The sequence below is a fragment of the Streptomyces sp. MB09-01 genome (assembly GCF_033794505.1).
Classification (GTDB): Bacteria; Actinomycetota; Actinomycetes; order Streptomycetales; family Streptomycetaceae; genus Streptomyces.
Genome location: NZ_JARAYQ010000143.1, coordinates 6,513 through 21,719 on the forward strand (window position 1 = coordinate 6,513; position 15,207 = coordinate 21,719).

14 protein-coding genes, 1 tRNA gene and 1 pseudogene are annotated in these 15,207 nt (G+C 71.5%); 3 read left to right on the forward strand and 13 right to left on the reverse strand.

Annotated elements, in window-relative coordinates; translation table 11 throughout:
- Positions 1-460, forward strand: a 460-nt coding sequence (locus PV721_RS26520) for an ALF repeat-containing protein (RefSeq protein ID WP_319728353.1), incomplete at its 5' end; no start/stop codon positions are given.
- Positions 461-553: 93 nt separating this feature from the next.
- On the opposite strand, the gene PV721_RS26525 is transcribed toward PV721_RS26520, so the two are convergent.
- The 3 genes from PV721_RS26525 to PV721_RS26535 all read right to left on the reverse strand — a co-directional run bounded on the left by PV721_RS26525 (position 554) and on the right by PV721_RS26535 (position 2,422).
- Complete coding sequence (locus PV721_RS26525; protein WP_319728354.1) at positions 554-1,864, reverse strand: tachylectin-related carbohydrate-binding protein; 1,311 nt, start codon at positions 1,862-1,864, stop codon at positions 554-556.
- Positions 1,865-1,958: 94 nt separating this feature from the next.
- Positions 1,959-2,234 (reverse strand): hypothetical protein, encoded by a 276-nt coding sequence (locus tag PV721_RS26530; protein ID WP_319728355.1) that lies wholly within the window; start codon positions 2,232-2,234, stop codon positions 1,959-1,961.
- 5 nt (positions 2,235-2,239) lie between these two features.
- Positions 2,240-2,422 (reverse strand): hypothetical protein, encoded by a 183-nt coding sequence (locus PV721_RS26535; RefSeq protein WP_319728356.1) that lies wholly within the window; start codon positions 2,420-2,422, stop codon positions 2,240-2,242.
- A 262-nt stretch (positions 2,423-2,684) separates the two neighbouring features.
- Between PV721_RS26535 and PV721_RS26540 the strand changes: the two genes are divergently transcribed.
- Complete coding sequence (locus PV721_RS26540; protein WP_319728357.1) at positions 2,685-3,671, forward strand: LuxR C-terminal-related transcriptional regulator; 987 nt, start codon at positions 2,685-2,687, stop codon at positions 3,669-3,671.
- Positions 3,672-3,685: 14 nt separating this feature from the next.
- On the opposite strand, the gene PV721_RS26545 is transcribed toward PV721_RS26540, so the two are convergent.
- The 4 genes from PV721_RS26545 to PV721_RS26560 all read right to left on the reverse strand — a co-directional run bounded on the left by PV721_RS26545 (position 3,686) and on the right by PV721_RS26560 (position 7,967).
- Complete coding sequence (locus PV721_RS26545) at positions 3,686-3,946, reverse strand: DUF397 domain-containing protein (RefSeq protein ID WP_319728359.1); 261 nt, start codon at positions 3,944-3,946, stop codon at positions 3,686-3,688.
- Complete coding sequence (locus tag PV721_RS26550) at positions 3,906-4,754, reverse strand: helix-turn-helix transcriptional regulator (protein ID WP_319728361.1); 849 nt, start codon at positions 4,752-4,754, stop codon at positions 3,906-3,908. The genes PV721_RS26545 and PV721_RS26550 overlap by 41 nt, the downstream gene beginning before the upstream one ends.
- 157 nt (positions 4,755-4,911) lie before the next feature.
- A complete protein-coding gene (locus PV721_RS26555; protein WP_319728363.1) occupies positions 4,912-6,597 on the reverse strand; it encodes a glycosyl hydrolase family 18 protein in 1,686 nt (561 codons plus the stop codon).
- Positions 6,598-6,851: 254 nt separating this feature from the next.
- On the reverse strand, positions 6,852-7,967 hold the full coding sequence (locus PV721_RS26560) for an LLM class flavin-dependent oxidoreductase (protein ID WP_319728364.1): 1,116 nt from the start codon (positions 7,965-7,967) through the stop codon (positions 6,852-6,854).
- 229 nt (positions 7,968-8,196) lie between these two features.
- Here PV721_RS26560 and PV721_RS26565 point away from each other — a divergent pair, with 229 nt between their 5' ends.
- Positions 8,197-8,955: an IclR family transcriptional regulator gene (locus PV721_RS26565; protein WP_030718073.1), complete on the forward strand. Its 759-nt coding sequence runs from the start codon at positions 8,197-8,199 to the stop codon at positions 8,953-8,955.
- Positions 8,956-9,046: 91 nt separating this feature from the next.
- Here PV721_RS26565 and PV721_RS26570 read toward each other — a convergent pair.
- The 6 genes and pseudogenes from PV721_RS26570 to PV721_RS26595 form a co-directional block, all read right to left on the reverse strand.
- Positions 9,047-9,120 (reverse strand) — tRNA-Lys (locus tag PV721_RS26570).
- Positions 9,121-9,179: 59 nt separating this feature from the next.
- Positions 9,180-9,851 carry a response regulator transcription factor gene (locus PV721_RS26575; RefSeq protein ID WP_319728366.1) on the reverse strand — a complete coding sequence of 224 codons (672 nt, stop codon included), beginning with the start codon at positions 9,849-9,851 and terminating at the stop codon, positions 9,180-9,182.
- Positions 9,818-11,119 carry a sensor histidine kinase gene (locus PV721_RS26580; protein ID WP_319728367.1) on the reverse strand — a complete coding sequence of 434 codons (1,302 nt, stop codon included), beginning with the start codon at positions 11,117-11,119 and terminating at the stop codon, positions 9,818-9,820. The genes PV721_RS26575 and PV721_RS26580 overlap by 34 nt, the downstream gene beginning before the upstream one ends.
- A 604-nt stretch (positions 11,120-11,723) precedes the next feature.
- Positions 11,724-13,406, reverse strand: a complete 1,683-nt coding sequence (locus PV721_RS26585) for an AMP-binding protein (protein WP_319728368.1) — start codon at positions 13,404-13,406, stop codon at positions 11,724-11,726.
- Positions 13,407-13,432: 26 nt separating this feature from the next.
- Positions 13,433-14,050: a lytic polysaccharide monooxygenase gene (locus tag PV721_RS26590; RefSeq protein WP_319728370.1), complete on the reverse strand. Its 618-nt coding sequence runs from the start codon at positions 14,048-14,050 to the stop codon at positions 13,433-13,435.
- A 197-nt stretch (positions 14,051-14,247) separates the two neighbouring features.
- A pseudogene (locus tag PV721_RS26595) lies at positions 14,248-15,000 on the reverse strand (SPFH domain-containing protein); the annotation flags it as partial.
- Positions 15,001-15,207 lie beyond the last annotated feature (207 nt).

Below are 15,207 nucleotides of genomic sequence, written 5' to 3' on the forward strand. Positions count from 1 at the left end.
CCTGACCACCGGCCTCGCACGCGCCCAGGACGAGGACAACCGCTTCACGATCGTCAAGCTCCTGGCCGACCCGGCCAGCGGCCGGGGGGTGATCCGCGAAGCCAACGAGGCTCTCGACGGCACCCCCGAGGACCGGGTGGCCTTCCTGACCACCGGCCTCGCACGCGCCCAGGACGAGGACAACCGCTTCACGATCGTCAAGCTCCTGGCCGACCCGGCCAGCGGCCGGGGGGTGATCCGCGAGGCCAACAAGGCTCTCGACGGCACCGCCGCCGACCGCGTTGCTTTTCTGAAGACCGGCCTGCGCATGGCCCGGGCGGAGGACGACCGTGTCGCCGTCGCCCGGATCCTGGCCCGCCCCGGCATCAGCGACGCCCTGTTCGCAGCGTGCCAGAAGGCGATGGACGGCACCCCGGAGGAGCTGCGGTACTTCATCACGGTCGGCCAGTACCAGGTCTGACCGCCGTGACCGCCCGCTAGGACCCGCACGAGAAGGCCGGACCGCCCGACGGCGGTCCGGCCTTCACTCTCGCGCGCGTCCGGATCCGCCCGGCTATCCGTTGACGACCTTGTCGTAGCGCAGGGCGACGTAGCCCGAGGCGGCGTGGCCGGCGATGCGCCCGTCGCTGCCTCCGTTGAGGTAGTCCTGACCGCGCATCATGTCGTCGTTGGTGTTGGCCTCGTGGATGTACGAGAACTTGCCGGCGGCCTTGTCGACCCACTTCTCGAAGAGCACCACGTGCCCGTCCAGGGTGTTCAGCGCGTCGCCGGGCTGGAGGTCGGACTTGGAGATGGTGGCGGCGATGCCCGGCAGGCTCTGGGTCGTGTAGCTGGTACCGGCGTGCCAGACCATGGAGACGAAGCCGGAGCAGTCGGTGCGGTAGGTGTGGTCGCCGTCCGGGTCGGTGGCGTAGGCGCCCTGGTTGTAGGGGATGTCACGGCTCAGCCAGTTCGCGGCGCGGCTCATGATCTCGCTGCGGGTGATCTGTCCGCCCCTGCTGGAGGGGGTGGGGGTGGGGGGCGCCGGCGGCTGGTAGGTGCAGTCGTTGGCGAAGGCGGAGAGCAGGCTCTGGGTCCAGCCGCTCGCGTCGACCGGGTCGGCGGGGTGGTAGGCGATGTCGTCGCCCTTGCCGTCGGTGGGGTCGGCGTCGTGGTACCAGTACATCCCGCCGTTCGTACGGCCGTAGTAGAGGCCGCCGCCGGGCGAGACCAGGTTGTCGACGGCCGACCAGCCGGAGCTCTTGAGCTCCGAGCTCTCCCAGTCGCCGACGCCGTTGATCTGGTAGGAGAGCAGCCGGCCGTCGGCGGTGCTGGCGATGAGGACGTCGTCGCCGGCGGCGGCGAGCGTCTTGAGGACGAAGCCCGTGTCGATCACCGCGTGCTTGGCGATGTGGGCGGGCCCGCTGGGCTTGGCCTGGGAGACGTTGTAGCGGTGGAGCTCTCCGGCGACCGTGCCGTAGAGGTGACCGGCGCCGTCGTAGGTCAGCTTGTCGAAGGTCCAGCCGCTGTCCCAGATCTTGGTGACACCGGCCAGGGCCAGGGCGCTGTCGTTGGTCTGGACGTCGACGCGGTACAGCTCGCCGGCCGTCGACGTCACGAGGACGGTGTTGAAGTTGAGGGTGGCCATCGCCTTGGGCGTGAAGCCGAGGTTCGCGCCGATCAGGGTCTTGACGCGGTCGCCGGTGTTGGGGGCGATCGCCGTATAGGTGAGGCGTCCGTCGGGGAGGGTTCCGTAGATCGACACGTTGCCGCCGCAGATCGCGGCGGCCTGGGCGGGCGCCGAGGTGAGGGTGACCATGCCGAGGGTGGTGGCAGAGACGGCCAGGGTGGCGGCGAAGCGGCGCTTGAGGGACGACGAGAACAAGGGTGTCTCCGGATTCTGGGCAGCCCTGACGTACGCGCGTCGGGCCGGGGAGGTGAGGAGGGAGAGCGGGAGAGCGGGCGCGACTCGGGGGCCGTCAGGGGTGCGGCTCGGTGGCGCTGTAGCCGTGCGCCCGCAGAGGGGCGCGGGCGCCGTCGAGGATGGCGCGGGCCTGGGTGAGGGCTGCGGCTTCGGAGGCGGCACGCAGGAAGAGGTAGACGTGCACGCCGTCGTCGGCGGCCTTGGCCCGCAGGTGTTCGAGTCCGTGCGCCGCGGGGGTGTGGGCCCAGATCAGATCGGAGAGGAGGGCGAGCGCACCGCCATCAGCAGGATCACGGGAAGGCCCTGAGAGGGAGGCTCGGACGATGCGCACGCCGGCTAGTCCCAGTTGATGCTGTCCGCGAGGGACGCGGGCGCCGTGTCCCAGTTGATGCTGCCGTCGGCAGAGGCGCCGATGTGGTGGCTTTCGGCTGCGGCGGCCACCGAGGCGGTGGTGACGGCGCCGGCACACAGGGCGGCGAAGACGGCGGCGACAGCGGCGAAGCGGGCAGTGCGGGACATGGTTTCCCCCAAGTCGGAAGCCGGGAAGCGATTCGTTCGTGCGGTGTGCTGCGCGCTGCTCCGGATCGTCCTTGCGGCTCTGGCCTGAGCCGGGGACTCTCGTCCCCGCCGTCCCGGTGAGCACCATGTTGCTGCGGCCGGGACCCCCGAAGAAGAGGTTCCGGCTGTCACCAACCGGCCTGGCACCTTGGTGACAGACTTCGCCTACGATCACCGAGGCGGCGCTCGCCGGGCTGTCCAACTACTGCTGGGGAGCTGGAACTTGCTGCACACACTGGGCCTCGGGGCCGACGTGGAAGCCGTGTACCGGGGCATGCTGGCCGACCCTTCGGGAGGGGTCGCCGAGCTGAGCGCCCGCCTCGGCCTCACCCTGGACCAGGTCCGCGAGGGCCTGGACCGGCTCGTCGACCTCGAGCTGCTCAGACCGTCGCGGGACAGCCCGGGTGCCCTGCGAGCGGTGAGACCCGAACTGGGCCTGGAGCTGCTGCTGCGCCGCCAGGAGGAGGAGCTGGCCCGGCAGCAGCAGGAGCTGGCCCGCAGCAAGGCGGCCGCAGCGCAGGTGGTCTCCGAGTTCGCTGAGCTCAGCCCGAACACCGAGGTAGACGGCGCGGAACGGCTCGTGGGCATGGACGCCATCCAGAGCCGACTGGAGCAGCTCGCCCATGGACTGACCCGGGAATGCCTGGCGATCCTGCCGGGCGGCGCCCTGTCCGAGGCGAGCCTGGAGTCCTCCCGGCCGCTGGACCAGCGTGCACTGGCCCGCGGCATCGAGATGCGCTCGGTCTACCAGGACAGCGCCCGCAACGATCCGACGACACTGGCCTACGCCCGGTGGCTCACCGAGCAGGGCGGCCAGGTCCGCACGAGCCCGCTCCTACCGCCCCGCCTGCTGATATTCGACCGCAGGGTGGCGGTCGTCCCCATCGACCCGGCCAACTCCCGCCTGGGTGCGCTGTGCACCAGCGCGCCCGGCATCGTGGCCTCCCTCGCGACCCTGTTCGAGCAGACGTGGGACGCCGCCGTACCCCTCGGAGCCGACCGCCCCCGCCCCAGCGACACCCGCCCCACGGCAACCGAACTCGAACTGCTCAAGCTCCTGGCCTCCGGCATGACCGACGAGGCCGCCGCCAAGCGGCTCGGGGTGTCCCTGCGCACGGTCAGGCGCCAGATGTCCGCCCTGATGGAACGGCTCCACGCGACGAGCCGCTTCGAAGCCGGCCTCAAAGCGGCGCAGCAGGGCTGGCTCTGAGGTCCGGCGTACGGTCAGAGGCTCCGGACGAAGGCGCTGAACGCCTCCGGGGCGACCGTGAAGGCGGGGCCGTCGGGGTTCTTGGAGTCCCGAACAGCAACGAGGCAGGGCTGGGCGGCCACCTCGACGCAGTCTCCAGCTGTCCCGCCGCTGTACGAGGCCTTGCGCCAGGCGGCGGTGCCGAGGGGGGCGCACTCGACGCAGTCGCCGCCGCTGGAGCCGCTGTAGGACGACTTACGCCACAGCACGCTCGGCAGGTTCTGGATGCTTCCCATAGCGTTCCTCCATTACGCGAGCGATCAGCTCTGCCGACGCCCGGATGGAGAGGGACTCGGCCTGCAAGCGAGCGTATCCGACCGAACGCTCCTTGATCACTTGCGGGTTGGCGGTCATATGGCCACAGTCGTAGCTCTCGCTGTAGTGGATGTCCGGGTCGCCGTCGAACCGCAGAAGGTTGAACGAACCCATCATTCCTGCGTGCTGGCCTGCATTGAAGGGCAGCACCTGGATTTCCAGCCACTGGCGGTCCTGAAGGCTCAGCAGGTGGGCGAGTTGGTTGCGCATGACCTCGCGGCCACCGATCTCCCGGTGGAGCGCCGCCTCGTCCAGCACCACCCACAACACCGGAGGATTGTCGCGGGCCAGGATGCGCTGCCGATCCATGCGCGCCGCCACGGCGGCGTCGAGCGTGTCGGGCTTCTCGACACCCATGACGGCCCGCGCATAGTCCTCCGTCTGCAGGAGCCCGTACACCAACTGGCACTGGAACGTAGAGATGAACGTGGCCCGGGCCTCCATCTCCGCGTACGCCTGGAACCACGACGGCAGGACGCTCCGCAGGACCAGCCCGACCAGCCGGGAGAAGTGGCCGTCCGTACCCAGCGCCGCGTCCACCCGTTCAGAGAAATCCCGGGTCGGCACCCGCCGGCCGTTCTCGACCATGCCGATCAAGGAGCCCGTACAGAAGATGATCGCGCCCAACTGGGCCTGCTTCAGTCCGGCATCCTCTCTCAGGTGGCGCAGTTCATAGCCGTAGTAGTCCAGCGGCGAGGCACTGGGATCGATGTCGCGGGCCTGAACCATGAGACGGCACCCCCAAGCGGAGAACGAGCTTGTCGCCGAGCGTAGCGATGCCGACACGCAACGGGGCTGCGAATCCCGCAACCATGTCACACACCTCCGCCCCGCCCCCGGAGAGGGGACAGGGCGGAGGCGTCGCTCGGCGCGGGGTGGGGGGAGATCAGCAGGCGCCGAGGTCCTTCCAGACACCCCATTCACCGGTGGTGCCCGGCGTCTCGTTCTGCGTCCACCACTGAGCCTTGTACTTGCGGCCGTTGTGGGAGACCTCGTTGCCGGCGGTGTAGACGGTGCCCGCGACGTACGCCGGGGTCGAGCCGCAGCCCGTGGTCGGCGGGGTCGTCGGAGGCGTGGTCGGAGGCGTCGTGGGCGGAGTGGTCGGAGGCGTGGTCGGCGGGACCGTGGCGGAGCCGAGCGCGTCCGAGATCTGGTTCAGCAGCGTGGTGCTGTTGTCCAGGCCGAGCAGGGAGTACATCATCGCTCCGGCCAGGCCGCGCTGCTTGCCGTAGTCGACCCGGGCCTGGATGGACTTCTGGTTCAGGCCGGTGAAGAACTCGCCGTCCTTGTAGAAGTACGAGGCCTTGGCCTGGTCGTCCCAGAAGGTGCTCGCCGGGTTGTCGACGATGCCGCCGAGCTCCTTGTAGTTGGCGATGCCGGCCTGCTGGCTGGTGGGCCGGGCGCCCGAGGCGCCGGTGGCGGACTGGGCGAGGCCGTTGGCGGTCCCGGCGGGGACGCCCTTCCAGCCGCGGTAGTAGAACTCGTAGCCCAGGGTCAGCTTGTCGGCGGGGAAGCCGCCGGTGATGCCGTAGGCCGGGTTGCCGTCGATCCAGGAGTCGATGGCGTTGTCGATGCTGTACTTCTGGGTGCCGGGGGCGATCACGTCGGTGGGGTCGCCGGCCGGGGAGTACAGCGGGGACTGGTGGTACGTCGGCCCGTCGCCGTCCCAGGCGCCGTGCATGTCGTACGTCATGATGTTGGCGTAGTCCAAGTACTGGCCGATCTTGTCGGTCTCGATGTACTTGATCTTGTCCTGGCCGGCCGGGAGGGCCGAGGTCAGGAGGTACTTCTTGCCGCCGTTGGCCGCGCCGTAGGCGTCGAGCTGGGTGCGGAACTCCTTGAGCAGGAGCGTGAAGTTCTGCTTGTCCTCGGGGGCGTAGTGGTTGCCGAGGTGACCGCCCGACGAGCCCGGGTACTCCCAGTCGATGTCGATGCCGTCGAAGATGCCGGCCGCGGCGCCCTGGCCGCCGAATCCGCCCTCGACCGGCAGGTTGCCCTTGATGTACTGGTCGATGCAGGAGGACACGAGCTTCTTGCGGGAGGCGTCGGTCTTCGCCGCGTCGCTGAAGTACTTCGAGTAGGTCCAGCCGCCGAGCGAGATGTTGATCTTCAGGTGCGGGTACTTGGTCTTCAGCTGCTTGAACTGGTTGAAGACGCCGACGATCGGCTGGTCCCACTTGTCGGCGACCCCGCTGACGCTGTCGGCCGCACTGAAGGACTTCTGGTAGTCGGCGTACGAGTCGCCCGCGCCGTCACCGGCGTTGGGGTTGTTGTCGTCGCCCGCCGCCTTGTTCGCCTCGAAACAGGTGAGGTCGGTGGGGTGGATGTTGCCGAACGAGTAGTTGATGACGTCCAGCTTGCCCGCTATGCCGCGGGTGTCGAGGTGCTTGGGGTAGAAGGCGTTCCCGTACACGCTCCACTGGTCGTAGTAGGCGATGCGGACACCGCCCGCCGCGGCGGTGGTTCCGGCACCTGCGGCCTGGGCCGTGCCGAGTCCCGCGAAGGAGGCAAGCGCTCCGGCTGCCAGCGCGGCCGTTGCGGCGGCCGCGATGAGGGGTTTACGGATGTGCATGAACTGCTCCGTGGGGGTGGGAGGGAGAGCAAAAACGTTCAGGTGAGAGAAGTGATAGCGATCACTCCGACCCCGCGTCAATGGTTCGGACCAAAGAAGGACTAGACCACTCTCGCTCTATTTCCCCAAGTCAGAGACCTGAGCGCACATCAGAAACCGCTCGCCACCCCGGGTGACGAGCGGTTTAAGGCTGCCTTGAGACATCCCCCCGCAAGGTTTCGTCAACAAACCAGCCAAACCGCGTTTGCATACGGTCAGTCGGCCGCCGGCGCATGCGCGGGCATGCCGTACGCATCTGCGACGAGCTCGTACGAACGCAACCGGGCCGCTCCGCTGTGGGCGTTGGCGGTCAGCATCAGCTCGTCCGCGCCCGTCCGCTTGGCGAGGTCGTCCAGTCCGGTGCGGACCTCGTCGGGGGTGCCGTGGACGATGTTCGCGAGCCAGCCGGTCACGAACTCCCGCTCCCCCGGGGAGAAGGGGTACGCGGCTGCCTCCTGGGGCGTCGGCACCAGCCCGGGCCGCCCGGTGCGCAGCCGCAGCATCGACAGCGCGCCCGTGAGCACCTGGGCGCGGGCCTCCGCGTCGGTGTCGGCGGCCAGTGCCGAGACCCCGATGACGGCGTACGGGGCGTCCAGGACGGCCGAGGGGCGGAAGCTCTGCCGGTAGAGGTCGAGCGCGGGCAGGGTGCCGGCCGCCGAGAAGTGGTGGGCGTAGGCGAAGGGCAGGCCGAGCTCGCCGGCGAGCCGGGCGCTGAAACCGGAGGAGCCGAGCAGCCACAGCGGCGGCCGCCCGGCGGGGCCCTGCACCGGGCCCGGTACGGCGTGCACGCGGGCGTAGGGGTGCCCGTCCGGGAAGTCGTCGTCGAGGAAGCGGGTGAGCTCCACGAGCTGCCGGGGGAAGTCGTCCGCGGCCTCGTCGAGGCGCCCGGCTCCGCGCAGGGCGGAGGCCGTGCGGCCGTCGGTGCCCGGGGCCCGGCCGAGCCCGAGGTCGATCCGGCCCGGGGCGAGCGCCTCCAGGGTGCCGAACTGCTCGGCGATGGCGAGCGGGGCGTGGTTGGGCAGCATGACCCCGCCCGAACCGAGCCGGATGCGGGAGGTGTGCGCGGCGAGGTGGGCCAGGATCACGGCCGGCGAGGAGCTGGCGACGCCGGGCATGGAGTGGTGCTCGGCCACCCAGTGGCGGTGGTAGCCGCGGGACTCGGCGAGCCGGGAGATGGCCACGCTGGTGCGCAGGGACTCGTGGGCGGTGCTGCCGGCGCCGACGGTGACGAGGTCCAGGACCGAGAGCGGTACGGTTGCCGCGCCCTGCGCTGCGCCCCGGATGCTGCCGCCCCTGCCGTGCTGTCCATGTGCGCCACCGGTGTCACTCATCGTCGCTCCCGTCTCGCCGTGTCGTCCGTACGAAGAATTCGAACCGTGGACGGCGGCCGGGCATTCCCGGCGGACCGGGACAGCGCGCGTGACCATGGCATATGCCAGTGGAGTAGATCCAGGCGGAGAGACATGATTGAGCCATCAATCTCCTCAACAGGCGCTCCACATGGGCCCCTTGATGGCTATCGTGGTAGGGCAAGCGGTAACAACCTGCTAGGGGGAAACCGTGGCGCTGAAGCCCGAGCCGACCGCGCCGTTCCACTCGGTGCAGTACGCACTACGCGTACTCGAAACGATCGCACGGCACACCGGCGGTGTGACCGACGTGCAGATCGCGCGTGAGACCGGCCTGCCCGCCGTCCATCTCGCTCCGATGCTGCTCATGCTGCGTCGGGAGGGGTATGTCCTGCAGGTGTCCGACGGCGCCTACGCCATAGGGGACTCCCTCGTCCTGCTCGGCTCAGGCATCGACCGGCAGCAGGCGCTCACGGACAAACTGCAGGAGACGCTGGACCGGCTGCGCGACTCGGTCGGCGCGGCCGTCTACATCAGCCGGTACGTGGACGGCGAGGTCAGGATCACGCAGTTCGCGGACAGCCCCCGCACCCCCAAGGTGCACGAGTGGGTCGACTTCCGCTCCGCCGCGCACGCCAGCGCGGTCGGCAAGTGCCTGCTCACGCAGCTCGACCTGAACGGGCGGCGCGACCACCTGTCCCGGCACAAGATCGCCCGGCTCACGTCCAAGACGATCGTGAACGAGCGGATCCTCTTCTCCAAGCTGGACGCCCAGCCGGCCACCGTGCCGATGCTGGACCTGCAGGAGTACGCGGTCGGCACGGTCTGCGCAGCGGTCCCGATCACCGCCGGGGCCTCGGTGGGCTGTCTGGCGCTGTCGATGCCGGTCGAGCACGCGCACCGGCTCCGCGCCGCGGCGGACACCCTGAACCGGAAGGCAGCCCCGCTGCTGCTGTCGCTCACGCTCTAGCGGCGGGTCGGTACGCGGGCCGGTGCCGGAACTCGGGCCGGAAAACACTTCGGGCGGTTCCCGGTGAACCGGAAACCGCCCGAAGGACAGGTGCGCCGCCAGGGACTCGAACCCCGGACCCGCTGATTAAGAGTCAGCTGCTCTAACCAACTGAGCTAGCGGCGCCTGCTGACAGAGAAAATACTACCTGGTCCTCCGGGGTGCTCAAAACCAATAGGACGGTCCTAGCCGCGGAGGTACGCGAGGACCGCCAGCACCCGGCGGTGGGTCTCCTCGGCGGGCGGCAGGTCGAGCTTTCCCAGGATGTTCCCGATGTGTTTGCCGACGGCCGCCTCGGAGACCACCAGATCGCGGGCGATGGCCCCGTTCGACTTCCCCTCCGCCACCAGGCCCAGCACCTCCCGCTCGCGCGGGGTCAGCGCCGCGAGGGGGTCGCGCCGCCGGCGCAGGAGGTGGCGCACGACCTCCGGGTCCACCACCGTGCCGCCGCCGGCCACCGTGACCACCGCGTCGAGGAACTGCTGCACCTGCCCGACCCGGTCCTTGAGGAGGTACCCGACGCCGCTGCCGTCGCCCGAGTCCAGCAGGTCGGCGGCGTACGAGCGCTGCACGTACTGGCTGAGCACCAGCACCGGCAGGCCGGGACGCGCCGCCCGCAGCTCCACGGCCGCGCGCAGTCCCTCGTCCGTCATGCCGGGAGGCATCCGTACGTCGGTGACGACGATGTCCGGGTCGTGGGCGGCGACCGCGGTGCGCAACTCATCCGCGTCCCCGACGGCGGCCGGAACCTGGTGGCCGAAACGCGTCAGCAGGCCGACGAGCCCCTCGCGGAGCAGGACCCCGTCCTCGGCGAGGACGATCCTCAGGGACTGCTCTCGGGGCTGCTCACCGGGCACGGGATCTCCAGGCTCAGGACGGTCGGCCCGCCGGGCGGGCTGGTGATCGTCAGTGTGCCATCGAGGACCGCGATCCGGTCGGCCAGTCCGGTCAGCCCGGACCCGGCGGCCGGATCCGCTCCGCCGCGCCCGTCGTCCCGTACGTCGATCAGCAGCGCGCCGCCGGTGTGCCGGGCGGAGACGGCGGCGCGGGCGGCTCCGCTGTGCTTGCCGATGTTGGCGAGGGCCTCGCACACGCCGAAGTAGGCGGCGGCCTCGACGGACTCGGGCAGCCGGGGCAGGCCGGCGGCCAGGTGGGTGTCGACGGGGACGGCGGAACGCTCGGCGGCGTCGGCGAGCGCCCCGGTCAGGCCGTAGTCGGTGAGCACCCGGGGGTGGATGCCGTGGATCAGCTCGCGCAGTTCGCCGAGCACCTTGCCGGCCTCGTCGTGGGCGGTGGCGAGCTGGTCCGCGAGCGGGCCCGGGGGCGCGTCCAGGCGGGCGAGGCCGAGGGTCATGGTGAGGGCGACGAGCCGCTGCTGGGCGCCGTCGTGCAGGTCGCGCTCGATCCGGCGGCGCTCGGCCTCGAAGGCGTCGACGAGACGGGCCCGGGAGCGGGTGACCTCGGTGAGCAGGCCCCGGAGTTCGCGTTCGCGGGGGGCGAGGAGGGCGCGGGTGAGGGCGGCGCGGGCGCCGGCGAGGGCGCCGAGCGGGTAGAGGAGGGCGGGGAGGAGCACGGCCCCGGCGGCGGCGACGGCGAAGGCCGGGGGGTACGAGGTGACCAGCCAGAGCTTGACGACCTTGACCTCGCCGTCGCCGGAGAGGGCGAGCTGGAGCGGGGTCGTGACCAGGAGCAGGGGCAGACCGAGGAGGGTTGCGACGGCGACGAGGTCGACCCACCAGAGCAGGAAGCCGTGCAGGACGGCGTAGCCGAGCTCCCGCCAGGTGGCCTGCTCGCGGTAGCGCAGCCCGGCCCAGGCGAGGAGGCCGGGCTCGGCCGGCGTGCGGTGGGGGGTGGGGGCGGGGTCGTCGTCGACCAGCCGCAGGCGGCGGCGCTCGACTGCGGCGGCGGGGAGGCCGGCGAGGCCGAGCAGGGCGAGGAGCGGCAGGCCGATGGCGACGAGGGAAAGGGTGGCGCCGGCGGTGGCGAGGAGGACGAGGGCGAGGAGGACGGGGATGCCGGTGAAGGCGCTGCCGGCGAGGTAGCCTGCGGCTCGCCAGGGCCAGGCGGAGCGGAGGTAGGGGCCGCGGGCCAGGGCCTGCCAGGTGCTGCGCGGGGCGTCGTCCATGCGCGCACGCTAGCCGCGGCCCGCCCGCTCGAACCATGGCCCCAGTGGGTGTCCCGGGGTATCCCTGGCCCTACCCCGCCCGGCTGCCCGAAGCCTCGCCGCCTGGCCGGTGGGGGGCCGCTGCGCGAGGCTGCCCCTGGTCCCCACTGCCCGGCACCTGGCGACCGAGCCGCTGCGCGGAGCCGCGCCTTGAGCCCGACGGGAGCCGCTGCGCAGGGCCTGCGGCCGAGCGGGTAGGTACCGCTACGCGGAGCCGCACCCCGAGCCCGGCGGAAGTCGCTGCGCGAAGCCGCACCCCGAGCCCGGCAGGAGCCGCTGCGCGAAGCCCTGGGCCGAGACGCTGCGGTCCCGATGGCACGGGTCCGCGCTCCGAGCCGGTGGGGGTACCGCTGCGCGGAGCTTCACCCGGGCCCGGCACGGGTCCCGCTGCGCAGGGCCTGCGACTGAGTCGGTGCGGGTGCCAATGACGCGGAGCCTTGCCCCCGGCCGGAGCCTTCTCCCCGCCCCGCCCTTTCTCCGTTTCCCGGGGGGCCCGGACCCGGTCCTCAGGCGCCGGACGGGCTGAAAGCCCCGGAGTGCAGCCCTGGCGACGGTGGTGTGGCTGTCAGTGGTTCAGGAGGTCGGCTCGGCCGTGGGATTCGTATCGCGCGAGGAGCACGGCCACGTCGGCCTCGGTCAGCGGGGCGTAGCCCCCGGCCGGGGACCGGTGCCAGACCGGGTCGGCGCAGCGGAAGGCGGCCCGGCGGAGGGAGACGCGGTGGATCTTGTTCGTGGCCGTGACCGGCATGGACGGGAGGATGCGGAGGTAGCGGGGGGACATCTTCGTGCCCAGGTCAGGCTGCGCGGAAAGGAAGGACTCGAAGGAGGCCGGTGAGAACACCGCGCCCTCCCGGAGGGACACCGCGGCCATCACCTGGTCCCCCGCCACCTCGTCCGGGACGGCGTAGACCGCGACCGCGGCCGCATCGGCCCAGCGGGCCAGGATGTTCTCGATCACCGCCGCGGCGAGGTTCTCGCTGTCGACCCGCAGCCGGTCGTCCGTACGGCCCGCGAAGTACAGGAAGCCCGCCGCGTCGCGGAAGAAGAGGTCTCCCGTCCAGTACCAGCCGTCCCGGGTGCGGTCGGCCTCCGCGGCCGGGTTGCGCCAGTAGCCCTCGAACAGGCTGCGGCCACGGTTGACGAGTTCGCCGATGGCCGCGGAGCCGTTCAGCAGGCGTCCGTCCCCGTCCAGCACCGCCGCCGGGCATTCCGCGCCCGTTTCCGGGTCGATCACAGCCAGGTCGTCCCCCGCGCCCGCCCGGCCCAGCGCGCCCGGCGGGGTGTCCGGGGTCCGCTGGACCGAGGCGCCGCCCTCGGTGGCCCCGTATCCCTCCACCAGGCGCACTCCGAACCGCTCTGCGAAGCGCGCCGCGTCCACCGCCCCGGCCTCGGTGCCGAAGCCGAGCCGGAGGCTGTGGGTGCGGTCGTCGGGGCGGGGCTCGGTGGCCAGGAGGTACTGGATCGCCCGGCCGACGTAGGTGAAGTAGGTGGCCCCGTACGCCCGTACGTCGTCCAGGAACGCGGAGGCCGAGAAGCGCCGGCGCAGCGCCACCGCGGCCCCGCCGACGAGCGCCGGGAGCCAGTCGGCGATGACGGCGTTGCCGTGGAAGAGGGGCATGCAGATGTAGTGGACGTCGTCCGGGGTGACGGAGAACTGGCGGGCCAGTGCGGAGCCGGCCGCGGCGAGCCGGCCCTGGGTGCAGATGGCGGCCTTGGGGGCGCCGGTGGAGCCGGAGGTGAAGTAGAGGAGGAGGCGGGAGTCGGGGGCGGGGGTGCCCAGGGCCGCCTCGCCCGGTTTGGCGCCGGCGTAGGGCGCGAGCAGGGCTTCGTACTCCTCGGTGCCGGTGACCAGGATGCGTACGCCCGGCAGGTCCAGCCCGCGCAGCAGCGGCAGGTGGGCGCGCTCGGTGATCAGGATCCGGCAGTCGGTGTGCAGGACGTCGCGCGCCAGCTCGGGGCCGCGCCGGGTGGGGTTGATCCCGGCGACGGCGGCCCCGGCCAGGGCCGCCGCGCCGAGCCAGAACGGAAACTCGGGGGTGTTGTCGAGCAGTACCCCGAGGTGTGGCTCGGCCCCCGCAGGCATGAGGTCGACGAGGAGCGCGGCGCGCGCGGCGGCCTCCTGGGCGGTCCGGTGGTGGGTGAGGACGTGCCGTTCGGCGTCGTCCTCGTACATCAGCCCGGGCCGGTGGTCGCCCCATCGGCGCGCTATGAGCTCCGCGACGGTTTCGGGTGCAGTCGTCGTCCGCATGCCGCCGGAGGGTAGCTGACGTTCCGTCAGAATTGAACGTCGGAGCAGGCGTAGAAGGCCATCGGGGTGTCGTTGACGGTCCAGACGGCCAGGATCAGGTGCCGGCCGCTCTTGCCGCTCGGCATGGCTCCCTGGTGGACGGTGGTCATGGCGGGGCGGGCGCCGTTGTAGGCGACGGTGAGGAAGGGCTGGGGTTCGAGGTCGGCGCGGGTGAGGGCCTTGGTGCCGGTCCAGCCACTCTTGGTGACGTAGTACTTGAAGTCGGTGGTGGAGTGGTTGGCGGTGAACTGCCACCGGAAGGCGTAGCTCTGCCCGCTGGTCACCTTGGTCGTGGGCCAGGCGCCGCCGCGCGGGTTGTCGAGCTCGGCGAACTGCGAGAGTCCGCCGGAACATATCTTGCCGTCGGCGGGGCCGGCGGCCGGGAAGCCCTTGAAGCCCTCGACGCTCTGCGGCTCCCACTGGATCGCGCCGCAGTCGGAGACGGTCTTGTTGGCGCAGAGCTTCTGGCGGCTGATGGGGGTGTCGGTGTAGCCGTGACTGCTGGCGGTGGGGGCGCCGATGAGGGTGATGCCGGCGACGAGGCCGAGGCCGAGCGCGGCGACGCCGGCCCTTCCGGGTATTCCGGGCATGCGAATGGGACGCATGATGCTCCTTGAACGTGGGGGGAGTTCGACGAGAGCGCGCGCGCTTGTGTGTGCGTGTGTGCGTGTGGGGATTTCAGGTCTAGACCAAGTCTCAGATTATTGACGAGAGTTGGCCATGTCCATACCAATGGGAGAACGGGTGGTCCGGTTGCTTCCGGCCACCCGTTCTCGTCGTCCTCGCCCCGCCGCTCGGAGCGTTACTCGGAGCGTCCCGTGTAGAAGGCGACCGTGAGGTCCTTCACCAGGGCCTTGCGCTCGTAGTCGTCGAGTTCGACCAGTCCGCGCGAGGTCAGCCGGTGGACGGTGTCGTCCACCGCGTCCACGACCGAGGTCAGCACGGTGTCCCGGTGCTTGGCGTCGATCGCCGCGACCCGGCGGCGGCGCATCGCCTCGGCGACCTCGGCCGCGTACTCGATCCGCGTCGGCTGGGCCGAGAACACCTCGATCCCGACGGCCTCGGTTTCGGCCGCCAGCATCCGCGTCAGCGCGTCGCCGACCGCCTCGGCGTCCCGAAGGGTCGGGGCGTCCTCGTGGAAGGCGTCGGCGGGAAGCTGGGACAGCACGCGGGCCATGGCCGATTCGACCTGCTCGGCGAGGTACTCCGTGTGGTCCTCGACGGCGAGCGTGGCCCGCGCCGTGTCCTTGACCTGCCAGACGACCTGCACGACGACCTGCAGGGCGAGGCCGCCGGAGTCCACGGCGGACATCGGGTCGCTGCGCCAGTGCCGCAGCCGTACGTCGACCCGGCGGCGCAGGAGGAGGGGGCTGACCCAGGTCAGGCCGGTACGGCGGACCGTGCCGCGGTAGCGGCCGAAGAGGGTGAGCACCCAGGCGTGGCCGGTGCGGGCCCGGCCGAGACCGCCGAGCGCGACGAGGGCGACGATGCCGAGGAAGGCGAGCGGGGGCCAGTGGGTGGCGCGCAGGCCCTGGTAGGCGCGGGGGGTCGCGCCGAAGGCGGCCACGAAGGGGGCGGCGACGACCGGCTCCGGGAGCACCGCGGCCCGGTGCTGCCCGGCTGGGTCGGTGTGGCCGTCGGCGGCATCGCCCTCGCCGGCTGCACGGCCGTGCTCTGGCGGGCCGGGGTCGTCCCCGCCCCCTTCGTGGCCGCCTTCGGCGCGACCCCCCGCGCCTACCAGGGCCTGCGCGCCACCCACTGG